Below are 22,981 nucleotides of genomic sequence, written 5' to 3'. Positions count from 1 at the left end.
TATTGCAAAACATTGTCCTTATCACGATAAAACCTATCTCGATTGATACGCATCAACAGAGATTTCCCGAATTACTCGGATTATTCCTATTCGCAAACTCTCCCTACCCACCCTCAACGTGATCCCTCGCCTACATCGCCCCCCAGAGATCGGCAACATCCCGCAGGCAACGCGCGAGCCTGGCGCGGTGCGCGCCTTCGCGCACCGCGCGCTGGCCGGGCTCGCGAACCGCCGGGCCAGCGCGCCGCAGCGCGTGGTCGTGCTCGGCCTCGGCAACGTTCAATGGGGCGATGCTGGCGTGGGCGTTCTGGCGCTAGAGCAGTTGAAGACGAATTGGCAATGCCCCGCCCAGGTCGAACTCGTGGAAGGCGGCACGCGCGGCCGTGCGCTCTTGCCCGTCGTCGAATCCACGCAGCGTTTGATCGTGCTCACGGCAATCGATTTCGGGCTCGCGCCGGGCGCGCTTCGCGTGCTCACCGGCGACGCGGCGGCTGAACGTCTCTACATGTGTCGTCCGAGCCGCCCAGGCATGGGTTTCGCCGATGCGCTCGCCTGCGCGCAGTTGAGCGGCCGCTCGCCGCGCGAGTTCGTGCTGATCGGCGTGCAGCCGCAGGCCAGCGACTGTTACGGCGCGAGCTTGTCGAGCCTGGTGCGCGCGCAACTCGATGCCACGGTCGAAGCCGCGCGCGGCTGGCTGCACCGCTGGCGCGCCGCACCACTGCCGCGTCTCGCGCATCCGGACCTGCGCGGCTGAAGGCCGCGTACAGCCGTCATTGAGAATCTGCGGCAGAACCCGCGGGAGAACCCGCGTTGCCCGCATGCATTGCACTGCACTATCCTGAAAAACTGCGCCAGATCCGGACCACTGTGCTGGATCACCGCACCGGTCGCCTGCACCATCAGCACGGGAGGAAGGCAGTCATGCGTTACCGCGATTTTCACCGCGAGTCGATCGCGAACCCCGACGACTTCTGGCGCCGCGAAGCCGCGCGTATCCATTGGGAGACGCCCTTCGACCAGGTGCTCGACCGCTCGAACCCGCCGTTCGCGCGCTGGTTCTGCGGCGGCCGCACGAACCTGTGCTTCAACGCCGTGGACCGCCACCTCACGTCGCGCGCGCACCAGAACGCGCTCGTCTATGTCTCGACCGAAACCGGCATCGAGCGCCGCTACACCTACGCCGACCTGCACGCCGAAGTGAACCGCATGGCCGCCGTGATGCGCTCGCTCGGCGTGACGCGCGGCGAGCGCGTGCTGATCTATCTGCCGATGATTCCCGAGGCCGTGTTCGCCGTGCTCGCCTGCACGCGCCTCGGCGCGATCCACTCGGTGGTGTTCGGCGGGTTCGCCGCGCCGAGCCTCGCCGCGCGCATCGACGACGCGAAGCCCGTGCTGCTCGTCGCCGCCGACGCCGGCGCGCGCGGCGGCAAGGTGATCGACTACACGCCGCTCGTGGACGAAGCGATGGCGCGCGCCGAATTCGCGCCGCCCAAGGTGCTGCTGATCGATCGCCAGCTCGCGCCCGAGCGGCTGAACGCGCCGTATCTCGTCGATTACGAGCCGCTGCGCGAGCAACACTACGACGTCCAGATTCCGTGCGAATGGCTCGAATCGAACGAGCCTTCGTACATCCTCTACACCTCGGGCACGACGGGCAAACCCAAGGGCGTGCAGCGCGACGTGGGCGGCTACGCCGTGGCGCTCGCCGCTTCGATGGAATACATCTTCGAGGGGCGCGCGGGCGACACGATGTTCACGGCGTCGGACATCGGCTGGGTGGTGGGTCATAGCTACATCATCTATGCGCCGCTGCTCGCGGGCATGACCACCGTGATGTACGAAGGCACGCCGATCCGCCCCGACGGCGGCATCTGGTGGCGGCTCGTCGAGCAGCACCGCATCAACCTGATGTTCACTGCGCCCACGGCCATTCGCGTACTCAAGAAGCAGGACCCGGCGCTCCTGCACTGCGCCGATCTTTCGAGCCTGCGCACGCTCTTTCTCGCGGGCGAACCACTCGACGAGCCCACGGCGCAATGGATCTCGGACGCGCTCGGCAAGCCCGTCGTCGACAACTACTGGCAAACGGAAACCGGCTGGCCGATGCTCGCGATCCAGCGCGGCGTCGACCCCATGCCGCAAAAGCTCGGCTCGCCGGGCGTGCCCTGCTACGGCTACGACCTCGTGCTGCGCAACGAGCACACGGGCGAGCCCTGCGCGCAAGGCGAGAAAGGCGTGATCACGCTCGGCTACCCACTGCCGCCCGGCTGCATGCAAACGGTGTGGGGCGACGACGCGCGCTTCGTGAAGACGTACTGGGAAAGCGTGCCCGGCCAGCCGGTGTATTCGACCTTCGACTGGGGTGTGCAGGATAGCGACGGCTACGTGACGATCCTCGGCCGCACCGACGACGTGATCAACGTGGCGGGCCATCGTCTCGGCACGCGCGAGATCGAAGAGGCGATCTCGTCGCACGCGGCGGTCGCGGAAGTGGCCGTGGTGGGTGTGAACGATGCGGTGAAGGGTCAGGCCGCGCTGGCGTTCGTCGTGCTGCGCGACGCGAACGCGGCCGCCCATCCCGCCGATGCGGAAAAGCTCGCGCACGCGCTAGCCGTGACGGTGGACCGCCAGCTCGGCGCGATCGGCCGCCCCGCGCGCGTGCACTTCGTGCCGATGCTGCCGAAAACCCGCTCCGGCAAGCTGCTGCGCCGCGCGATTGCGGCCCTCGCCGAAGGCCGCGATCCGGGCGAGCTGCCGACCATTGAGGACGCCTCCGCGCTGCAGTCGATTCGCGAGGCGGTCAGCGCGGGCAACAACGGTTGATCGCTTAACGCGCGAGCGGGCGGTACCCGGCGAGAAAACGCTTGAGGATGCCTGTCGAATACGTGCCCGCGATATCGGTGAGGAAGCTCGAGAACGAGGTGCTCGCGTGTTCGTCGGCGGTATCGGAGATCGTGCGCACGACCGCGCAGGGCACGTCGTACTCGTGACAGACCTGAGCGATCGCCGCGCCTTCCATCTCGACGGCGAGCGCGTCGGGCAACTGCGCGCGCAGCGCGCCCACGGCGGCCGCGCTCGCCACGAACTGATCGCCGCTGATCACGAGCCCGCGGTGCACCTGCGGCGCGACACTCGCGAGACGCGGCAACGCTGCGCCGAAATGCGCGGCGAGCGACGGGCCTTCCTCCGCGATGAAGCGCTCGCAGGCAGCGGCAAGCGCGTCGGCGAGCGCGCGGTCGGCGTCGAAGCGCGAACGCGCGAGCAGCGGAATCTCGTGGCGCGGAAAGAGCGGCTCGGCGTTCATGTCATGCTGGAGCAGCGTTTCGCCCACGACCACGTCGCCCACGTGGACGTTCTCGCCCACGCCGCCGGCCACGCCCGTAAAGACGATCGCTTCCACATCGAACGCATGGATCAGCGCACTCGCGGTCGCGGCGGCGGCCACCTTGCCCACGCGCGCGAGCGTCACCACGCAAGGCGCGCCATGCACCGTGCCGAGGTGATAGTCACGCCGGCCAAACGTGCGCGTGACGACACCCGATTCAGCCTGCATCGCCGCGATCAGATCGCCGAGTTCCTGGGGCAGCGCGGCGAGCACGCCGAGCGGACGGGCGGCCGTGCCGCTCGCCTGGATCGAAGAGTTCATCGTTGAAGGTTGTCCGTCTGGTTCGTCAAAAACTGAGGCGCGCTCACTCCACCGGCTGCAGCTTGGCCACCGCCAGCGCGAGCCACTTCTCGCCGTGGCGCTTGAAGCGCACCTGCGCCTTGGCGTCGGTGCCGCTGCCTTCGAGCGCCGTGATCGTGCCTTCGCCGAACTTCGTGTGGAACACGCCCTGCCCCACACGGAAGCCCGTTTCGGCTGCGCGCTGCTCGTTGGCGAACGCGGGCGCCGGGCTCTTGTCCGCGATATAGGCGTCGCGCTCGCGGCGGCCGCCGCCGCTCTCGCCATTGCCAGCGCCGCCCGGCTTCGAGAACCAGTCGCGGCCCCAGCCTGCGTTGTCGGAGCGTCCGCCCCAACGCGCACCCGCTTCGACCTTGGGCGTGAGCCACTTCAGCGACTCCTGCGGCAGCTCGTCGAAAAAGCGCGAGCGCACGTTGTAGCGCGTCTGGCCGTGCAGCAATCGGCTCTGCGCGAACGAGATATAGAGCCGCTCCTTCGCGCGCGTGATCGCCACGTACATCAGGCGGCGCTCTTCTTCGAGGCCGTCGGCTTCCATCGCGCTGTTCTCGTGCGGGAACAGGCCCTCTTCGAGACCGGTGATGAAGACCGCCGTGAATTCGAGGCCCTTGGCGGCGTGCACCGTCATCAGCTGCACGGCGTCCTGGCCCGCCTGCGCCTGATTGTCGCCGGCTTCGAGCGAGGCGTGCGAGAGGAAGCCCGCGAGCGGCGTCATGACGTCGGGGTTCTGCGCGGGGTCGGTGATCGTGGGCGCATCGAGCACCTCGATCTCGCCGTCCTGCGAGACAAGCTCGGGCACCGCGCTCGCACCCGGGCGCAGCGGAATCGAGCGTGCGGGCGTGTCGAGGCCATAGCCCGCTTCGCTCACGAACGCCGTGGCCGCGGTCACGAGTTCCTGCAAGTTCTCCAGCCGATCCTGCCCTTCGCGCTCGGTCTGATAGAACTCGGCGAGGCCGCTCATGCGCACCGTGTATTCGACGGTTTCCGGCAGGCTCATCTGCGCCGTCTCGGCGCGCATCTTCGCGACCAGATTGGCGAACGAACCGAGGCTCGTGCCCGCCTTGCCCGTGACGTAGGGAATCGCCGCAGCCATCGAGCAGTTGTAGAGGCGCGCAGCATCCGCCAGCTGTTCGATCGAGCGCGCGCCAATGCCGCGCGTGGGGAAGTTCACGACACGCGCGAACGCCGTGTCGTCGTTCGGATTGTCGATCAAGCGCAGATACGCGAGCGCATGCTTGACTTCCTGACGCTCGAAGAAGCGCAGCCCGCCGTACACCTTGTACGGCACGCCCGCGTTCACGAGCGTGTGCTCGATCGTGCGCGACTGCGCGTTGCTGCGGTAAAGAATGGCGATTTCGTGGCGCGCGAGCCCCTGATTGATGAGCGCGCGAATCTCCTCGACGATCCAGCCCGCTTCCTGCGAGTCGGTCGCCGCCTCGTACACGCGCACCGGTTCGCCGTGGCCCGCATCGGTGCGCAGGTTCTTGCCCAGACGCCGCGAGTTATGGGCGATCAGGTAGTTGGCCGCATCGAGAATATGGCCGTGCGAACGGTAGTTCTGCTCCAGCTTGATCATGTGCTTCACGCGGAACTCGTTCTCGAAGTCGCGCATGTTGCCGACGTTCGCGCCGCGGAACGCGTAGATCGACTGGTCGTCGTCGCCCACCGCGAAGATCGCGTTGCCCGGCCCCGCGAGCAGCTTGAGCCACGCGTACTGAAGCTTGTTGGTGTCCTGGAACTCGTCCACCAGAATGTCGCGAAAGCGCCCCTGATAGTGCGCGCGCAGCGGCGGGTTGTAGGCAAGCAGTTCGTAGCAGCGCAGCAGCAGCTCGGCGAAGTCGACCACGCCTTCGCGCTGGCATTGCTGGTCGTAGGCTTCGTAGAGCTCGACGAACTTGCGGTTGAAGTCGTCGCTCACGTCCACGTCCTTCGGACGCAGGCCCTGCTCCTTCGCGTTGTTGATGAAGTACTGCAAGTTCTTGGGCGGGTACTTCTCGTCGTCGACGTTCAGACCCTTCATCAGGCGCTTGATGGCCGAGAGCTGGTCGGCGGTGTCGAGAATCTGGAAGGTCTGCGGCAGGCCCGCGTCTCGGAAATGCGCGCGCAGCATGCGGTTGCACAGGCCGTGGAACGTGCCGATCCACATGCCGCGCGTGTCGATGGGCATCATCGCCTGAAGGCGGCTCATCATTTCGCGCGCGGCCTTGTTCGTGAAGGTCACGGCCAGAATGGTGGACGGCGAAGCCATGCCCTGCTGGATCAGCCACGCAATGCGCGTGATCAGCACGCGCGTCTTGCCGCTGCCGGCCCCGGCCAGAATGAGCGCCGGTTCGTTGGGCAACGTGACGGCGGCGAGTTGTTCGGGGTTCAGGTTCGCGAGCAGTTCGGGCATGGGCTGAAAAGGAGCGTGCCCCTGGGGACATCACCGCAGGGACGTGGCGCGCGGCAAAGGCGCGCCGTTGAATGGCAGACCGCCATTATAAGTGCGCGCGCACGCGGCGGCTCGGGCAGCCCGGGCGTCGCGCGTCGGCCCGCGCTTGGCCCGGCCTCGGCTGGCACGTCGGCTCCGACAGGACTTCCCCTTATAATCGAACGTTTCCGCATCCTTTTTTCGGCAGATTCCACCCATGAGCGACAGCACGCTAGCGAAAAGCTTCGAGCCCCAAACGATCGAGGCCCATTGGGGCCCCGAATGGGAGCGTCGAGGCTACGCCGCCGCGACCTTCGAGCCCGGCCACAAGAACTTCTCGATCCAGTTGCCGCCGCCCAACGTCACCGGCACGCTGCACATGGGGCACGCGTTCAACCAGACGATCATGGACGGCCTCGCGCGCTACCACCGCATGCTCGGCGAGAACACGCTGTGGGTGCCGGGCACGGACCACGCGGGCATCGCCACGCAAATCGTCGTGGAGCGCCAGCTCGACGCGCAGAAGATCTCGCGCCACGATCTCGGCCGCGAGAAGTTCGTCGAGCGCGTATGGGAGTGGAAGCAGCAGTCGGGCTCGACCATTACGGGCCAGGTGCGGCGTCTGGGCGCCTCGATCGACTGGTCGCGCGAATACTTCACGATGGACGACAAGATGTCGGCCGCCGTGCGCGACGTGTTCGTGCGCCTTTATGAACAGGGCCTGATCTACCGCGGCAAGCGCCTCGTGAACTGGGACCCGGTGCTGCTCACCGCCGTCTCGGACCTCGAAGTGGCGAGCGAAGAGGAAAACGGCAACCTGTGGCACCTGCGCTACCCGCTCGCGGACGGCTCGGGCCACCTCACGGTCGCCACCACGCGCCCGGAAACCATGCTCGGCGACACGGCCGTGATGGTGCACCCGGAAGACGAGCGCTATGCGCACCTGATCGGCAAGACGGTGAAGCTGCCGCTCGCGGACCGCGAGATCCCCATCATCGCCGACGAATACGTGGACCGCGAGTTCGGCACGGGCGTCGTGAAGGTCACGCCCGCGCACGACTTCAACGACTACCAGGTGGGCCTGCGCCACGGCCTGCCGATGATCGAGATCCTCACGCTCGACGCGAAGATCAACGACAACGCCCCTGAAAAATACCGCGGCCTCGACCGCTTCGAGGCGCGCAAGCAGGTGGTGGCCGACTTCGAAGCGCTGGGTCTGCTCGACTCGGTCCAGCCGCACAAGCTCATGGTGCCGCGCGGCGACCGCACGGGCGTGGTGATCGAGCCGATGCTCACGGACCAGTGGTTCGTCGCGATGACGAAGCCGGCGCCTGAGGGCACCTTCAACCCCGGCAAGTCGATCACCGAAACCTCGCTCGACGTGGTGCGCAGCGGCCAGATCAAGTTCGTGCCGGAAAACTGGACGACGACCTATTACCAGTGGCTCGAGAACATCCAGGACTGGTGCATCTCGCGCCAGCTCTGGTGGGGCCACCAGATCCCGGCGTGGTACGGCGAGAACGGCGAGATCTTCGTTGCGAAGAACGAGGAAGAAGCGCGCGCGCAAGCCGACGCCAAGGGCTACAAGGGCGCATTGAAGCGCGACGAAGACGTGCTCGACACGTGGTTCTCGTCGGCGCTCGTGCCGTTCTCGTCGCTCGGCTGGCCCCAGGAAACGCCTGAACTGAAGGCCTTCCTGCCCTCTTCCGTGCTCGTCACGGGCTTCGACATCATCTTCTTCTGGGTGGCGCGCATGGTCATGATGACCACGCACTTCACCGGCAAGGTGCCGTTCGACACGGTGTACGTGCACGGCCTCGTGCGCGACGCCGAAGGCCAGAAGATGTCCAAGAGCAAGGGCAACACGCTCGACCCGATCGATATCGTCGATGGCATCGACCTCGAAGCGCTCGTGGCCAAGCGCACGACCGGCCTCATGAATCCCAAGCAGGCCGCGACCATCGAGAAGAAGACGCGCAAGGAGTTCCCGGACGGCATTGCCGCGTTCGGCACCGACGCGCTGCGCTTCACGATGGCTTCGATGGCCACGCTCGGCCGCAACGTGAACTTCGACCTCGCGCGCTGCGAAGGCTATCGCAACTTCTGCAACAAGCTCTGGAACGCCACGCGCTTCGTGCTGATGAACTGCGAAGGCCACGACTGCGGTTTCAGCAAGCCGGGCGATTGCCAGCCCGGCGATTGCGGCCCCGGCGGCTACACCGACTTCTCCCAGGCCGACCGCTGGATCGTCTCGCTCCTGCAACGCGTGGAAGCCGAAGTCGCGAAGGGCTTCGCGGACTATCGCTTCGACAACGTGGCCAACGCCATATACAAGTTCGTCTGGGACGAATACTGTGACTGGTATCTGGAACTGGCGAAGGTGCAGATCCAGACGGGTACGCCCGAGCAGCAGCGCGCCACGCGCCGCACGCTGCTGCGCGTGCTGGAAACGGTGCTGCGCCTCGCGCATCCGGTGATTCCGTTCATCACCGAAGCGCTGTGGCAGAAGGTGGCGCCGCTCACCGACGCGTACCCGCAAGGCGCGGCCGAAGGCGAGGCATCGATCATGATGCAGCGTTACCCGGTGGCCGATGCGAAGAAGATCGACGAAGCCGCTGAGCAGTGGGCCGCCGACCTGAAGGCCGTGATCGACGCATGCCGCAACCTGCGTGGCGAAATGGGCCTCTCGCCCGCCACCAAGGTGCCGCTGCTCGCCACGGGCAACGCCGAGCGCCTCGCGACGTTCGCGCCTTATGCGCAGGCGCTGGCGAAGCTTTCGGAGGTCCAGATCATCGCCGACGAAGCCGCGCTCGACGCCGCCTCGGCAGGCGCGCCAGTTGCTATCGTAGGAACGGACAAGCTCGTGCTGAAGGTGGAGATCGATGTCGCCGCCGAACGCGAACGCCTGTCGAAGGAAATTGCCCGCCTCAGCAATGAGGTGACGAAGTGCAAGGCCAAGCTAGGAAATGACAGTTTTGTAGCAAAAGCACCGCCCGCAGTCGTTGAGCAGGAGCAGAAAAGACTGGCAGAATACCAGGCAACGCTGGACAAGCTGACCGCGCAACTCACGCGGTTGCCGGCCTGAGCGCCATACCGGCCAAAGGCTGTACCGTGTGACGTCGCACCCGCGGCGTCACACGAGCACCAGGACAGGGACTAAAGACATGCTGAAAGTGACAAAAGCGGTATTCCCGGTAGCGGGCCTAGGCACGCGCTTCCTTCCGGCCACGAAAGCCAGCCCGAAGGAAATGCTGCCCGTGGTCGACAAGCCGCTCATTCAGTACGCGGTCGAAGAAGCCGTGGCTGCGGGCATCACGGAAATGATCTTCGTGACCGGGCGCAGCAAGCGCGCGATCGAGGACCATTTCGACAAGTCGTATGAGATCGAGGCCGAACTCGAAGCGCGCGGCAAGGCCAAGCTGCTCGAACTGGTGCGCAACATCAAGCCGAACAACGTCGACTGCTTCTACGTGCGTCAGCCGGAGGCGCTCGGCCTGGGCCACGCCGTGCTGTGCGCGGAAAAGCTCGTGGGCGACAACCCGTTCGCCGTGATTCTCGCCGACGACTTGCTCTACGGCACGCCGCCCGTCATGCAGCAGATGGTCGAGGTGTTCGACCACTACCATAGCTCGGTGCTCGGCGTGGAAGAGATCCCGCCCTCGGAAACGCGCTCGTACGGCATTGTCGACGGCAAGGAGTGGGAAGACTCGATCGTCAAGCTTTCGGGCATCGTCGAAAAGCCGGCGCCCGAAGTCGCGCCGTCGAACCTCGGCGTGGTGGGCCGCTACGTGCTCAAGCCGCGCATTTTCGAGCATCTGAAGTCGATCAAGCCCGGCGCGGGCGGCGAACTGCAGCTCACCGACGCGATCCAGTCGTTGCTCGCCGACGAGCAGGTGCTCGCGTACAAGTACCACGGCACGCGCTTCGACTGCGGCAGCAAGCTCGGCTATCTGAAGGCGACGGTGGAGTTCGCGCTGCGCCACCCGGAAGTCGGCGCCGATTTCGACGAGTATCTGCGTACGCGCAAGCCGGTGCTGGAAGGCTAGGCGCCCCCGGCTGCACAAACAAAAATGGCCCGCATTCTCATGCGGGCCATTTTTTTATCTGCTTCGGCGTTCGGTGTTTAGCGCCGGCGCATCAAAAACACGAACGTCTCTTCCTGCTTCGAGCTTTCCACGATCTCGTTGCCGGTTTGCTTCGCGAACGCGGCGAAATCGCGCTGCGAGCCGGGGTCGGTCGCGAGGACCTTGAGGATCTGGCCGCTTTCCATGTCGGCGAGCGCCTTCTTGGCGCGCAGGATCGGCAGCGGGCAGTTCAGCCCGCGTGCATCCACTTCCTTGTGAACCTGAATCTGCATCGGGGTTGGATCCTTCGGTGGCGCACCGTCGCGGCGTGAGACGGTGCTGGCAATAGCGTCGATTTTACCGCAGCCACGCCAGCCGCCGCTTGCCCCCGATCGCGGCACGGCTTACAGCGTGACCGCCGCCCCCGTATGCAGCGATTCGCGCAGCGCCTGGCCAATGCGCGTGGCCTCCAGCGCGTCTTCGAGCGTCGCGCCAAGGCTTCCGTTCTCCGCTGCCCCCGCCTTGCGCGCCGCGACTTCCGCGACGAACGCCTGCGCTTCGATCAGGAACGCCTCTTCGAAACGGTCGAAGAACGTGGGCGTGCAAACGCTGCGCACGCCGGTCGCGTCGTAGACATCCACGCGATTCGCGCGCGGGATGCGCCCGATCGTAAGCGCCCCCGCCGTGCCGATCACCTCGCTCGACGTGTCGTTGCCGTGCGCCATCGTGCGCGACGCGTAGAACATCGCGAGACGCCCGTCCTCGAACTCGCAGATCGCCACGCCGTTGTCCACATCGCCCGCTTCGCGCAGGCCCTCGTGCAGCGCGATCGCACCAGCGGCATAGACACGCGTGGCGCGCGGCTTGCCGAGCAGCCAGCGCGCGACGTCGATATCGTGCACCGTGCAGTCGAGAAAAATCCCGCCGGAGGTCGGCGCGAAGCGCACGAAGAAGCCTTCGGGATCGTTGAGATCGCAGGTTTGCGAGCGCACGAGAAACGGCCTGCCGATCGCACCCGCCTGCACTTTTGCATAGGCATCCTGATAACTCGGATCGAAGCGGCGCATGAAGCCGATCGTCACCTGCCGGTCAGCATGGCGGCGCGACACGTTCACCACCCGCTCGCATTCAGCCACATCAAGCGAAAGCGGCTTCTCGCAAAACACATGCTTGCCCGCTTCGAGCGCCTGCACGATCTGCTCGGCGTGCAAAGCCGAAGGCGTGACGAGCCACACCGCATCGACCGATTGATCCGCCAGCAAGTCTGCATATTCGCCATACAGCCGCGCGGCGGGCAGCGCCTCGCGCGCCCATGCGAGATCCGCTTCGAGCGGACTGCACGCGGCCGCGAGCGTCGCGCCCGGCACGCGATACGCCAGGTTCTGCGCATGCCGCCGCCCCAGCCTCCCCAGTCCCGCCACACCCACGCGCAACGGCTGGGCACGATCGATTGCCTGCATTCCTCGTCTCCTCGCTTGATCCACGTTAGACCGGTTTCAGTCGCCCAGTGTCACCACACGGCCCTCGCGCCACGACAGCGAGGCAGCTTCGGCCAGCTCCAGCGCCTTCAGGCCGTCGGCAACCGACGTGCGCACCGGCGTGCCCAGCGTCACCGCTTCGTGAAAGTGCGCCATTTCGCGCGCGTAGGCCGCGCGATAGCGTTCGAGGAAGAAGGCTTCGGGCACGTCCTGCGCCACGGCGGTCTTCGACCACGCCACCACTTCGGTCGGCTTCATGTTGCCGGCCTGCAGCATGCCCTCGCTGCCGAGCACCTCGAAACGCTGGTCGTAGCCGTAAGCCGCGCGCCGCGCCGTGTTGATCTGGCAAAGGCGCCCGCGCTTCGTGCGGATCGTCACCGCCGTCGAGTCGATGTCGCCCGCATCGGCAATCGCCGGATCGGACAGGCAACTGCCCGTGGCATGCACGCTCAGCGCTTCGTCGTCGAGAATCCAGCGGAAGATATCGAAGTCGTGGATCAGCATGTCCTTGAAGATGCCGCCCGAATGCTTGATGTATTCCACGGGCGGCGCGCCCGGATCGCGGCTCGTGACGATCAGCATTTCCGGCGTGCCGATCTCGCCTGCGTCGAGGCGCGTCTTGAGCGCGGCGAACGTGGGATCGTAGCGACGCTGGAAGCCGATCATGGCCACGACGCCCGCACGCTGAACCGCTTCTGCGCAAGCGCGTGCGCGCTCGATGGTCAAATCGACGGGTTTTTCACAGAAGATATGCTTACCGGCCGCCGCCGATTTCAGGATCAGTTCGGAGTGCGTATCGGTGCTCGAGCAGATTACCGTGGCGCCGATCGAGGCGTCGCCGAATGCGGCGTCCACGTCGACCACCTGGGCGCCGTGCTGCGCGGCGAGCGCGGCGGCGGCTTCGCGATTCACGTCGATCACGTACTTCAGACGCACGCCCGGCTGGCGCGCGAGATTGCCCGCATGAATGCGGCCAATGCGCCCCGCGCCGAATACCGCCACATCCAGCGTTTTCGCGGCTCCGCTTGCTGCACTAGTCATCGTATCCTCCGGTGTCGGTCGATTCTTCCACGTTGAGTTCGAGCCGGTACGCAAGCGCAATGAAGAGCGCCTGGCACAGGCAGAAAGTGCTGGTGAGCGAGCGGAACGCGAACGCGCTCCCCTCCTTCACATAGAGTTGCGCGTTCGCGTGGCGCGCGAGCGGCGAAAGCTGGCTGTCGGTGATGACGAGCGTTTTGGCGTGATGCTGCTGCGCGACGCGCAGGCAGTACTGTGTCTCTTTGCCATAAGGCGCGAAGCTGATGGCGATCACCACGTCGCCTTTCTTCACGCTGCGGATCTGCTCGTGATACATGCCGCCGAGCCCCGAGACCAGGTGCACGCGCTTGCGCGTGTGCTGCAAGGCATAAACGATGTAGCTCGCCACCGGAAACGAGCGCCGCACGCCGATCACGTAGATGTTGTCCGCCTGCTCGAGCATCTTCACGGCTTCGTCGAACTGCGCGCCGTCGAGGCCCGCTTCGAGTTCGTCGAGCCCGCTGCGGCACGCACCGATGAATTCGCGCGCGACGGCGCCGCCCATGTCGGGGCTCGTCTCGCCCTCCTTGGCGTCGATCAGCTGGCGAATGCGCTGCTGATAGCTCGTGGCCGAGGCGCCCTGCCCCGCATACGCCTGCCGGAACACCGCCTGTAGATCGGAGAAGCCCGAGAAACCGAAGCGCTGCGCAAAGCGCACCACCGCCGAGGGATGCACGCCGCAACTCGCCGCAATGTCGCTCGTGCGGTCCATCATCACGCTCGCGCGGTGCTGTTCGATGTAGGTCGCGATGCTTTTCAGCTGACGCGGCAGCGCCTCGTAATCCTGCGCGATGCGCTGCATCAATTCGTCTACGCCCGCTACGGCGTCGGTTGTGTCATCCGCCATGATCGTTTTCCTTCGCTGATTGCCGCATTGCCGCAAAGCCTTATCCGGCTTGCATTCCACGGCATGCCGACGGAGCCGATTATAGGCAGCGTGTCACACGAATGGAACAGATTTTCCATTTTTATTTGCAATGAAATTTTCGTTGCAAGTCGCGAGGCGATGTCCTAATCTTGTCGATGAGCGCGGCAGTTGGTCCATTCGGTCCATGTAGCAAGCGGCATGTAAAAAGCGCGGCTGCGACGCTCACCCCAAGAACGAACGACAGACCGAGAAAGGTGGAGACAATGACTCAACGCAAGGGCAAGACCATGCTCCGAAAGTTGGCCGCAGTGCTCGCGCTGGCAGCGGGACTGACCGGTGCCAGCGTGCTCAGCGCGCAAACCGCACAAGCCGCCGACGCGCATTTCGTGCTGATCAGCCACGCGCCCGATTCCGACTCGTGGTGGAACACGATCAAGAACGCCATCAAGCAGGCCGATGACGACTGGAACGTCGAAACCGACTACCGCAATCCGCCCAACGGCGATATCGCCGACATGTCGCGCCTGATCGAACAGGCCGCCGCGCGCAACTATGACGGCGTGATCGTCACCATTGCCGACTACGACGTGCTCAAGAGTGCCATCGGCAAGGTCACGCAAAAGAAGATCCCGCTCGTGACGATCAACTCGGGCACTGAGGAACAGAGCGAGAAACTCGGCGCAATCATGCACGTGGGCCAGCCTGAATACGTGGCGGGGAAAGCCGCCGGCGAAAAAGCCAAGGCCGCCGGCGTGAAGTCGTTCCTGTGCGTGAACCACTTCGCCACCAACGCCGTGTCGTTCGAACGCTGCCGCGGTTTTGCCGATGCGCTCGGCGTGGACTACAAGACCTCGACGATCGACTCCGGCCAGGACCCGACCGAAATCCAGTCGAAGGTGAGCGCGTATCTGCGCAACCATCCGAACACGGGCGCGATCCTCACGCTCGGCCCGGTGCCGGCGGCCGCTACGCTCAAGGCCGTCGACCAGATGGGCCTCGCGGGCAAGATCTACTTCTGCACGTTCGACTTCTCGGATGACATTGCCAAGGCGATCCGCGCGGGCACCATCCAGTTCGCGATCGACCAGCAGCCGTACCTGCAGGGCTATATCCCGGTGGCCGTGCTCGCGATCGTGAAGAAGGAACACACCACCGACCCGCAGAAGATCCGCCAGATTCTCGAAGCGAATCCGAAGTTCAAGCAGCGCCTTGAAACCTATGGCCTGCAGCCCTCGTACGGGCCGAAGAATATCCGCTCCGGTCCGGGTTTCATCACCAAGGAGAATGTCGACAAGGTTGTGAAGTACGCAGGTCAGTACCGCTAAGCTTTTTTCGTCAGCCACGCGCGGCGGCGGCTAGCATCTTCCGATGCCCATCGCCTCTCGCCAGCCTCGCCGCGCGCCATTCACCGTGTTGCTTCTACTGCAAGGCTGTTGCTTGTGGGGAATGCGCTCGGGCATTTGAGCCAACGCAGGTGCGAATGCGCCTCACACGGCCGAAAGCCGTGCATAGGACCGGAGTCACGCGCTAATGCGCCCACTCGGGTCGATACAGGAGACATCATGGGTGTAGCCGGCAAACACTTCCCCTCGCACGCTCAGGAGAGCGGCGCGCAAGACGCGCCCACGCCGCAGCCGGGCGCCGGCGACGAACGCGTGCGCCGCGAATCGTGGTTCGGCCATCTGCTCGGCCGCCCCGAATTCGCCGCGATTTCCGGCACCGTGCTGGTCTTCGCCGTCTTTGCGATCGGCGCGGGCGGATCGGGCATGTTCGATCTCGACGGCGTGATGAACTGGTCCCAGGTCGCCGCTTACCTCGGTATCCTGAGCGTCGGCGCGTGCCTGCTCATGATCGCCGGCGAGTTCGACCTCTCCATCGGCTCGATGATCGGCTTCGCCGGCATGATGGTGGCGATCCCCACGATGTACTTCCACTGGCCCATCGCGCTTTCCATTCTGTTCGCGTTCGTGGGCTGCACCGCGCTCGGCGCGCTGAATGGCTACCTCGTGATGCGCACGCGGCTGCCCTCGTTCATCGTCACGCTCGCGTTCCTGTTCATCCTGCGCGGCCTGACTCTTGCGCTCTCGATCATGTTCGCCGACCGCACGATCGTCTCGGGTGTGGGCGACGTGGCCAAAGCCGACTTCATCACCAACCTGCTCTTTCACGGCACGGCGTTCAAAGGCCTGTTCGTCGCGCTCGCGCATATCGGCATCGGCAAGATGCTCGACAACGGCCAGCCGCTCGTGCCGGGCGTTCCCAAGGTGATTCTCTGGTGGTTCGCGCTCGTGGCCATCGGCGCATTCGTGCTCGCCAAGACCCGCTACGGCAACTGGATTCTCGCCGTAGGCGGCGACTCCAACGCAGCAAAGAACGTGGGCGTACCCGTGAAGCGCGTGAAGATCTCGCTCTTCATGCTCACCGCGTTCTGCTCGTGCCTCTTTGCCGTGCTGCAAGTGTGCGACATCGGTTCGGCCGCCGCCGACCGCGGTCTTCAGAAGGAGTTCGAAGCGATCATTGCCGCGGTGATCGGCGGCACGCTGCTCACGGGCGGCTACGGCTCGGTCATCGGCGCGGCGTTCGGCGCGCTCATCTTCGGCGTCGTGCAGATCGGCATCACTTACACGAACATCGATTCGGACTGGTTCCGCGTGTTCCTCGGCGTGATGCTGCTCATTGCCGTGCTCTTCAATCACTATGTGCGCCGCCGCGTCGCGCAATCGTAAGCCGGAGGCTCAAATGTCCGATACCACCAGCACCGCCAACGACGACACGATTCTCGCGCTCGAGAACGTCAGCAAGTACTTCGGCAAGGTCATTGCGCTCAACGGCGTCACGCTGCGCCTGAAACGCGGCGAGGTGCACTGCCTGCTCGGCGACAACGGCGCGGGCAAGTCCACGCTCATCAAGACGCTCGCGGGCGTGCACCAGCCCACTTCCGGCCAGTATTTCGTCGACGGCAAGCCCGTGGCGTTCGATTCGCCCAAAGACGCGCTCGACCTCGGCATCGCCACCGTCTATCAGGATCTCGCGCTCGTGCCGCTGCTCTCGGTTGCGCGCAACTTCTTCATGGGCCGCGAGCCGCAGAAGAAGCTGTTCGGCTTTATCAACGTGATGGATCTCGATGCGAGCGCAACGATTGCGAAGGACCGACTCGCCGGCATGGGCATCAACGTGCGCGACCCGCATCAGGCCATCGGCACGATGTCGGGCGGCGAGAAGCAGTGTCTGGCCATCGCGCGCGCCATTCACTTCGGTGCGCGCGTGCTGATTCTCGACGAGCCGACTGCCGCGCTCGGCGTGAAGCAGAGCTTCAATGTGCTCAAGCTCATTCATGCGGCGCGCGCGAAGGGCATTTCGGTGATCTTCATCACCCACAACGTGCACCACGCCTACCCGATCGGCGACTCGTTCACGCTGCTCAATCGCGGCCGCTCGCTCGGCACCTACACGAAGGACACCATCAGCAAGAACGAAGTGCTCGACATGATGGCGGGCGGCGCGGAGATGCAGAAGATGATCGCCGAACTCGACGGCGCGACCATCTGATCACGCGCGCACGGCACAGCACTCAACAGGAATACTCATGGCCCTGACTCAATCCACCCCGCCCCGTTCAACGCCAGGCCGCTTCGCCGCCGGGCGCAGCCGCGACATCGTCTGCCTTGGCCGCCTGGGTGTCGATCTCTACGCGCAGCAAGTGGGCGCGCGGCTCGAAGACGTTTCCACGTTCGCGAAGTATCTGGGCGGCTCCTCCGCGAACATCGCCTTCGGCTGCGCGCGTCTTGGCCTGAAGTCGGCCATGCTCACGCGCGTGGGCGACGACCACATGGGGCGCTTTCTCGTCGAAACGCTCACGAAGGAAGGCTGCGACACGAGCCACGTGCGCGTGGATCACGAACGCCTTACGGCGCTCGTGCTGCTGGGTCTGAAAGACCGCGACACGTTCCCGCTCATTTTCTATCGCGAGAACTGCGCCGACATGGCCGTCGATTCGGGCGACTTCGATGAAGCCTTCATCGCTTCTTCGAAAGCACTGCTGATCACCGGCACGCACTTCTCGACCGAGCAGGTGAATCGCACGAGCCTCACCGCGCTCGACTACGCGCGCCGCAACAACGTGCGCACCGTGCTCGACATTGACTACCGGCCCGTGCTGTGGGGCCTCACGGGCAAGGCCGACGGCGAGACGCGCTTTGTCGCGAGCGAAGGCGTGAGCGCGCATTTGCAGCGCATCCTGCCGCATTTCGATCTCGTGATCGGCACCGAAGAGGAGTTCCGCATTGCGGGCGGCAAGGACACGCTCGTCGATGCGCTCAAGCGCGTGCGCGAAGTGACGGGCGCGACGCTGCTCGTCAAGCGTGGGCCGCTTGGCTGCCAGATCGTGGAAGGCGCCGTACCCGCCTCGATGGACGATTTGCCGATGCAGCGCGGCGTGGAAGTCGAAGTGCTCAACGTGCTCGGCGCGGGCGACGCGTTCGCCTCCGGCTTCCTCTCGGGCTGGTTGCGCGACGCCTCGCTCGAAGACTGCGCGCGCGCGGCCAATGCATGCGGCGCGCTCGTCGTCTCGCGACACGGTTGCGCGCCCGCCATGCCGACGCCGGTGGAACTCGATTACTTCCTGCGCGAAGCCGCCGCCGACCCCGTGCGCATGCGCCGCCCCGATCGCGACGCGACGCTCGCGCGCCTGCATCGCGTGACCCCCGCGCGCAAGCGGCACGACGAAGTGCTCGGCTTCGCGTTCGATCATCGCAACCAGTTCTTCGATCTGGCGCAGCAAACCGGCGTGAGCGAAGCGCGCATTGCGTATCTGAAGAATCTCTTCGTCGAGGCGGTGGCGCAGACCGAACGCACGCTCGGCCTGCAGGGACGCATCGGCGTCCTGATCGACGACCGCTACGGCCAGGACGCGCTCAACGCCGCGACCGGCCGCGGCTGGTGGATCGGCCGCCCGGTCGAGCTTCCTGGGTCGGTGCCGCTCGTGTTCGACCACGGCCGCTCGATCGGCACGACACTCGCCTCGTGGCCTATCGACCACACGGTGAAGTGCCTTGTGCAGTTCCATCCTGACGAGCCGATCGAACAGCGTCTGGAACAGGAAGCGCAGTTGCGCGCGCTTTATGACGCAACGCAGGCAAGCGGCCACGAACTGCTGCTCGAAGTCATTCCGCCGAAGCTCGGTGGCAAACCGAATGCGCCCGATACGGTCTATCGCGCGCTCAAGCGGCTGTACAACATCGGCCTCTATCCGGAGTGGTGGAAACTCGAGCCGACGAGCGCGGCGCAATGGCGCGAGATCGACGCGCTGATCGCCGAGCGCGACCCGTATTGCCGCGGCGTCGTGCTGCTCGGTCTCTCCGCACCGATCGACCAACTCGTGGAAGGCTTCCGCGCGGCGGCCGCCTCGAACACCTGCCGAGGCTTTACGGTAGGCCGCTCGATCTTCTACGAGCCGAGCCTCGCGTGGCTCGCCGGCGAGATTAGCGACGACGAAGTGATCGCCCGCGCTCGCCGCGCCTTCGAAACGCTGATCGGCGCATGGCGCGCCGCGCGCGCCGAAGCAGACGGCACGCACGCCAACCATGAGGAGAAGGCGGCATGAACCAACGCATCGCTCCTGGCGACTACGCCTCGCAGGAAAGCGCGCCGCACGCATCGTCCGGCGCGCACGCGAGCACCGTGCGGCTCACCGCGGCTCAAGCGCTCGTGCGCTATCTCGCCGCCCAGCGCGTGGCGAGCGAGGACGGCTCGGGCCGCACCGAGCCGCTGTTCGGCGGCGTGTTCGCGATCTTCGGTCACGGCAATGTGGCTGGCATCGGCGAGGCGCTTTATCAGCATCGGCACGAGTTGCCCACGCTGCGCGCGCACAACGAACAGGCCATGGCCCACAGCGCGATCGCTTATGCCAAAGCGCACTTCCGGCGCCGCATGATGGCGGTCACGACCTCGATCGGCCCGGGTGCGACGAATCTCGTGACCGCGGCGGCGCTCGCGCATGTGAACCGCCTGCCCGTGCTGCTGCTGCCCGGCGACATCTTCGTTTCACGCGAACCCGATCCGGTGCTGCAGCAAATCGAGGACCTGCACGATGGCGGCATTTCCGCCAACGACGCGCTCAAGCCCGTATCGCGCTACTTCGACCGCATCGTGCATCCCGCGCAGTTGCTCACGGCGCTGCCGCGCGCGCTGCGCGTGCTCACCGACGCCGCGCTCTGTGGCCCGGTCACGCTAGCGTTGCCGCAGGACGTGCAGGCCATGGCATGGGACTATCCGGTGAGCTTCTTCACGCCGCGCCTCGTGACGTTCCACGCGCCCGCCCCCATTCAGACCGAGATCGATGCGGCGCTCACGCAACTGCATCGCGCGAAACGCCCGCTGATCGTCGCGGGCGGCGGCGTGCTCTATTCGCGCGCCTCGCAGGCCTTGCAGACGCTCGCCGCCTCGCGCGGCATTCCCGTGGCGGAGACCCAGGCGGGCAAAGGCTCGCTCGCGTGGGACGATCCGCTCAACGTCGGCGCGCTTGGCGTGACGGGCTCGCCCGCCGCCAACGAACTGGCGCGCGACGCCGACTGCGTGCTCGCCGTGGGCACGCGTTTGCAGGACTTCACGACCGGCTCGAACTCGCTTTTCGCCAATGCGCATGTGGTCGGCGTGAACGCCAATGCCTTCGACGCGCTCAAGCACGACGGCCTCGCCGTGCAGGCAGACGCGCGCCAGGCGCTCGCCGCGCTCAACGACGAGCTGATCAACTGGCGTGCCGACGCGAACTGGACCGCCCACGCGCAACGTCTTGCCAACGAGTGGCGTGCGAGCGTCGAGCGCCTGACGCATGCGCCGCAGGAACGCAATTGCCTGCCCTACGACGCCGATGTGATTGGTGCCGTGCAGCGCTCGTCGAGCCGTTCGTACACCGAAGATATCGTCGTGTGCGCAGCCGGCACGCTGCCCGCCGAGTTGCACAAGCTGTGGCGCGCGGGCCAGCCCGGCGCCTATCACGTTGAATACGGCTATTCGTGCATGGGCTACGAGATCGCGGGCGGCCTCGGCGCGAAGCTCGCGCGGCCCGATCGCGAAGTCATCGTGATGGTGGGCGACGGCAGCTATTTGATGATGAACAGCGAGATCGCCACCTCGGTCATGCTGGGTGCGAAGCTCATCATCGTCGTGCTCGACAACCGCGGCTATGGCTGTATCAACCGGTTGCAGCAGGCATGCGGCGGCGCGCCGTTCAACAATCTGTTCGACGACTGCGCGCAAGGACCGCTCGGCGCGCCGCGCATCGACTTCGCCTCGCATGCTCGCTCGCTCGGCGCGCAGGCCGAACACGTGGCGAACGTCGCGGAACTCGAAGCGGCGCTGCAACGCGCGCGCGCTTCGACGCGCACCTACGTGGTCTGCATCGACACCGATCCCGCGCGCACGACTGAGGAAGGCGGCTGGTGGTGGGAGGTCGCGGTGCCCGAGGTATCCGCGCGCGCGGCCGTGCGCGAGGCGCGCGAGCGCTATGAAGAACATGTCGCCGAGCGCGGCGGCCGCGTGCAAGCGGCCGAATCCAACGAAAACGCGCCCGCCGGCGACGACGAACCCGGCCATGCATAACGCGGACGACACAGACATCGAGGAGCGCACATGAGCGCATTTGAAGTACGCATCGGCATCAACCCGCTGTCGTGGATGAACGACGACCTGCCCTCGCTCGGCGGCGAGACGCCGCTCTCCCAGGCGCTGACCGAGGGCCGCGAGATCGGCTATGAGGGCTTCGAGTTAGGCAACAAGTTTCCGCGCGAGCCGCAGGCGCTCAAGGCGCTCCTCGCGCAATACGATCTTTCGCTCGTGTCCGGCTGGTATTCGGGCATGCTCGCGCGGCGCAGCGTCGAGGAAGAGATCGCCGCTGTCGACAAGCATCTGGACCTGCTCGCGCAGAACGGCGCAACGGTGATGGTGTACGGCGAGGTCGCCGATTCGATCCAGGGCGCGTCGCGCCCGCTCTATCAACGGCCGCGCTTTTTCAGCGACAAGCAGTGGGACGAATACGCCGCGCGCGTGGACGCCTTCGCGCGCCACACGCTCTCGCGCGGCGTGCGGCTCGCGTACCATCATCACATGGGCGCCTACGTCGAAACGCCCGCCGACGTCGACAAGCTCATGGCGCGCACGAGCGACGCCGTGGGCCTGCTGTTCGACGCAGGCCACATGACGTTTGCCGGCGGCGACCCGGTTGCCGAACTCGACAAGCACATTGCGCGCGTGTGCCATGTGCACTGCAAGGACGTGCGTCCTGCCGTCATGAAGCTGGCGCGCAACCGCAACTGGAGCTTTCTCGACGCCGTGCTGGCCGGCGCGTTCACCGTACCCGGCGACGGCGCCGTTGATTTCTCCGCGATCATCGCGCGCCTGAAACGCCACGGCTATCGCGGCTGGCTCGTTGTCGAAGCCGAACAGGACCCGGTGATCGCACCGTCGTACGAATATGCGCAAAAGGGGTATCGTACGCTGCGCACGCTCGTCGATGCTACGGACACCCAATCGAAGGAGGCAGCATGACACTGCTGGTCAAGGCCGCGCGCGAGGGCCAGACGATCGCGCGCGTCACGCCCGACACCGCGGGCTGGCGCTATGTCGGCTTCGCCGCCTATCGGCTCGAGGCGGATGAAGTGGTCTACGTATCCGAACCCGATCGCGAAAGCTGCATCGTCGTGCTTTCGGGTGCGGTCGATATCGAAGCGGGCGGCGAGCGCTGGACGAGCCTCGGCTCGCGCGACAGCGTGTTCGAAGACGCCGCGCCGTATGCGCTCTACGTGCCGCCCTGCGTCAAAGCGACCGTGCGCGCGAAACGCAACGCCGAAGTGGGCGTTGCGAGCGCGCCCGCCAAAGGCACGCTGCCCGTTCGCCTCATCGAACCCGCGCAGATGAAGCGTTCCACGCGCGGCAAAGGCGCGAATACGCGCTACGTGTGCGATATCCTGCCGCAAGACGCGCCCGCGGAATCGCTGCTCGTGGTCGAGGTGCGCACGCCTTCGGGCCACTCGTCGAGCTACCCGCCGCACAAGCACGACGCCGACCGTTTGCCGCAGGAGAGCGCGCTCGAGGAAACCTACTATCACCGGCTCAATCCGCCGCAGGGTTTCGCGTTCCAGCGTGTGTACACCGACGCGCGCGATCTGGACGAAACGATGGCCGTGGAAAATCACGATGTCGTGATGGTGCCGCGCGGCTATCACCCGGTCGTCGTCCCGTATGGCTACGACTCGTACTACCTGAACGTGATGGCGGGCCCGACGCGCGAGTGGCACTTCCACAACGACCCGGCGCACGAGTGGATCATCGAGCGCGACGCGAAGTGACAGGTCCATAAAAAAAACGCCGCGTGTAGCACCACGCGGCGTTTTTGTTGTGCACGCAACC

Annotated in this window: 17 protein-coding genes; 11 read left to right on the top strand and 6 right to left on the bottom strand. The window is 65.7% G+C overall.

Annotated features, from left to right (window positions below; genetic code table 11):
* Window positions 1–118: 118 nt before the first annotated feature.
* Both U5A65_RS17660 and U5A65_RS17655 read left to right on the top strand, forming a co-directional pair.
* Window positions 119–754 (top strand): hydrogenase maturation protease, encoded by a 636-nt coding sequence (locus tag U5A65_RS17660; RefSeq protein WP_321934962.1) that lies wholly within the window; start codon window positions 119–121, stop codon window positions 752–754.
* A 167-nt stretch (window positions 755–921) separates the two neighbouring features.
* Window positions 922–2,823, top strand: coding sequence for a propionate--CoA ligase (locus U5A65_RS17655; protein WP_321946896.1), 1,902 nt, complete (start codon window positions 922–924; stop codon window positions 2,821–2,823).
* Window positions 2,824–2,827: 4 nt separating this feature from the next.
* On the opposite strand, the gene U5A65_RS17650 is transcribed toward U5A65_RS17655, so the two are convergent.
* Both U5A65_RS17650 and U5A65_RS17645 read right to left on the bottom strand, forming a co-directional pair.
* Entirely contained in the window at window positions 2,828–3,646 is an 819-nt protein-coding gene (locus U5A65_RS17650; protein WP_321909128.1) for a 5'-methylthioadenosine/adenosylhomocysteine nucleosidase, read from the bottom strand.
* Between the two features lie 43 nt (window positions 3,647–3,689).
* Window positions 3,690–6,071, bottom strand: a complete 2,382-nt coding sequence (locus U5A65_RS17645; protein ID WP_321909130.1) for a UvrD-helicase domain-containing protein — start codon at window positions 6,069–6,071, stop codon at window positions 3,690–3,692.
* 235 nt (window positions 6,072–6,306) lie between these two features.
* Between U5A65_RS17645 and U5A65_RS17640 the strand changes: the two genes are divergently transcribed.
* Together U5A65_RS17640 and galU are read left to right on the top strand one after the other, a co-directional pair.
* On the top strand, window positions 6,307–9,174 hold the full coding sequence (locus U5A65_RS17640; RefSeq protein WP_321946895.1) for a valine--tRNA ligase: 2,868 nt from the start codon (window positions 6,307–6,309) through the stop codon (window positions 9,172–9,174).
* 79 nt (window positions 9,175–9,253) lie between these two features.
* Entirely contained in the window at window positions 9,254–10,135 is an 882-nt protein-coding gene (gene galU / locus U5A65_RS17635; protein WP_028208043.1) for a UTP--glucose-1-phosphate uridylyltransferase GalU, read from the top strand.
* Between the two features lie 77 nt (window positions 10,136–10,212).
* Here the strand turns inward: galU and U5A65_RS17630 are convergent, their stop codons facing one another.
* From U5A65_RS17630 to U5A65_RS17615, 4 genes are all read right to left on the bottom strand, one after another.
* Window positions 10,213–10,440: a sulfurtransferase TusA family protein gene (locus U5A65_RS17630; protein WP_028214640.1), complete on the bottom strand. Its 228-nt coding sequence runs from the start codon at window positions 10,438–10,440 to the stop codon at window positions 10,213–10,215.
* Window positions 10,441–10,557: 117 nt separating this feature from the next.
* Entirely contained in the window at window positions 10,558–11,613 is a 1,056-nt protein-coding gene (locus tag U5A65_RS17625; protein WP_321946894.1) for a Gfo/Idh/MocA family oxidoreductase, read from the bottom strand.
* 36 nt (window positions 11,614–11,649) lie between these two features.
* A complete protein-coding gene (gene iolG, locus U5A65_RS17620; RefSeq protein ID WP_321946893.1) occupies window positions 11,650–12,672 on the bottom strand; it encodes an inositol 2-dehydrogenase in 1,023 nt (340 codons plus the stop codon).
* Window positions 12,665–13,555 carry a MurR/RpiR family transcriptional regulator gene (locus tag U5A65_RS17615; RefSeq protein ID WP_158757465.1) on the bottom strand — a complete coding sequence of 297 codons (891 nt, stop codon included), beginning with the start codon at window positions 13,553–13,555 and terminating at the stop codon, window positions 12,665–12,667. Before U5A65_RS17615 ends, iolG begins: the two co-directional genes overlap by 8 nt.
* Window positions 13,556–13,839: 284 nt before the next feature.
* Here U5A65_RS17615 and U5A65_RS17610 point away from each other — a divergent pair, with 284 nt between their 5' ends.
* From U5A65_RS17610 to iolB, 7 genes are all read left to right on the top strand, one after another.
* On the top strand, window positions 13,840–14,901 hold the full coding sequence (locus tag U5A65_RS17610; RefSeq protein WP_321909138.1) for a sugar ABC transporter substrate-binding protein: 1,062 nt from the start codon (window positions 13,840–13,842) through the stop codon (window positions 14,899–14,901).
* Between the two features lie 237 nt (window positions 14,902–15,138).
* Window positions 15,139–16,302 carry an ABC transporter permease gene (locus tag U5A65_RS17605; RefSeq protein WP_321909139.1) on the top strand — a complete coding sequence of 388 codons (1,164 nt, stop codon included), beginning with the start codon at window positions 15,139–15,141 and terminating at the stop codon, window positions 16,300–16,302.
* A 13-nt stretch (window positions 16,303–16,315) separates the two neighbouring features.
* Entirely contained in the window at window positions 16,316–17,125 is an 810-nt protein-coding gene (locus tag U5A65_RS17600) for an ATP-binding cassette domain-containing protein (RefSeq protein ID WP_321909142.1), read from the top strand.
* Between the two features lie 37 nt (window positions 17,126–17,162).
* Window positions 17,163–19,178: a bifunctional 5-dehydro-2-deoxygluconokinase/5-dehydro-2-deoxyphosphogluconate aldolase gene (locus tag U5A65_RS17595; protein WP_321946892.1), complete on the top strand. Its 2,016-nt coding sequence runs from the start codon at window positions 17,163–17,165 to the stop codon at window positions 19,176–19,178.
* Window positions 19,175–21,175: a 3D-(3,5/4)-trihydroxycyclohexane-1,2-dione acylhydrolase (decyclizing) gene (iolD, locus tag U5A65_RS17590; protein WP_321946891.1), complete on the top strand. Its 2,001-nt coding sequence runs from the start codon at window positions 19,175–19,177 to the stop codon at window positions 21,173–21,175. The genes U5A65_RS17595 and iolD overlap by 4 nt, the downstream gene beginning before the upstream one ends.
* 30 nt (window positions 21,176–21,205) lie before the next feature.
* Window positions 21,206–22,120, top strand: a complete 915-nt coding sequence (gene iolE / locus U5A65_RS17585; protein ID WP_321946890.1) for a myo-inosose-2 dehydratase — start codon at window positions 21,206–21,208, stop codon at window positions 22,118–22,120.
* On the top strand, window positions 22,117–22,920 hold the full coding sequence (gene iolB, locus U5A65_RS17580; protein ID WP_321946889.1) for a 5-deoxy-glucuronate isomerase: 804 nt from the start codon (window positions 22,117–22,119) through the stop codon (window positions 22,918–22,920). Before iolE ends, iolB begins: the two co-directional genes overlap by 4 nt.
* The last annotated feature ends 61 nt before the right edge of the window (window positions 22,921–22,981 follow it).

Source organism: Paraburkholderia sp. J10-1, from assembly GCF_905220165.1.
Taxonomy (GTDB): domain Bacteria; phylum Pseudomonadota; class Gammaproteobacteria; order Burkholderiales; family Burkholderiaceae; genus Paraburkholderia.
This window is presented reverse-complemented; position numbering and strand designations above follow the sequence as displayed.

Excerpts from the sequence above, each read along its gene's own strand:
- U5A65_RS17655 (WP_321946896.1), top strand. The coding sequence starts at position 922 with ATGCGTTACCGCGATTTTCACCGCGAGTCGATCGCGAACCCCGACGAC.
- U5A65_RS17650 (WP_321909128.1), bottom strand. The coding sequence starts at position 3,646 with ATGAACTCTTCGATCCAGGCGAGCGGCACGGCCGCCCGTCCGCTCGGC.
- U5A65_RS17645 (WP_321909130.1), bottom strand. The coding sequence starts at position 6,071 with ATGCCCGAACTGCTCGCGAACCTGAACCCCGAACAACTCGCCGCCGTC.
- U5A65_RS17640 (WP_321946895.1), top strand. The coding sequence starts at position 6,307 with ATGAGCGACAGCACGCTAGCGAAAAGCTTCGAGCCCCAAACGATCGAG.
- galU (WP_028208043.1), top strand. The coding sequence starts at position 9,254 with ATGCTGAAAGTGACAAAAGCGGTATTCCCGGTAGCGGGCCTAGGCACG.
- U5A65_RS17625 (WP_321946894.1), bottom strand. The coding sequence starts at position 11,613 with ATGCAGGCAATCGATCGTGCCCAGCCGTTGCGCGTGGGTGTGGCGGGA.
- iolG (WP_321946893.1), bottom strand. The coding sequence starts at position 12,672 with ATGACTAGTGCAGCAAGCGGAGCCGCGAAAACGCTGGATGTGGCGGTA.
- U5A65_RS17615 (WP_158757465.1), bottom strand. The coding sequence starts at position 13,555 with ATGGCGGATGACACAACCGACGCCGTAGCGGGCGTAGACGAATTGATG.
- U5A65_RS17610 (WP_321909138.1), top strand. The coding sequence starts at position 13,840 with ATGACTCAACGCAAGGGCAAGACCATGCTCCGAAAGTTGGCCGCAGTG.
- U5A65_RS17605 (WP_321909139.1), top strand. The coding sequence starts at position 15,139 with ATGGGTGTAGCCGGCAAACACTTCCCCTCGCACGCTCAGGAGAGCGGC.
- U5A65_RS17600 (WP_321909142.1), top strand. The coding sequence starts at position 16,316 with ATGTCCGATACCACCAGCACCGCCAACGACGACACGATTCTCGCGCTC.
- U5A65_RS17595 (WP_321946892.1), top strand. The coding sequence starts at position 17,163 with ATGGCCCTGACTCAATCCACCCCGCCCCGTTCAACGCCAGGCCGCTTC.
- iolD (WP_321946891.1), top strand. The coding sequence starts at position 19,175 with ATGAACCAACGCATCGCTCCTGGCGACTACGCCTCGCAGGAAAGCGCG.
- iolE (WP_321946890.1), top strand. The coding sequence starts at position 21,206 with ATGAGCGCATTTGAAGTACGCATCGGCATCAACCCGCTGTCGTGGATG.
- iolB (WP_321946889.1), top strand. The coding sequence starts at position 22,117 with ATGACACTGCTGGTCAAGGCCGCGCGCGAGGGCCAGACGATCGCGCGC.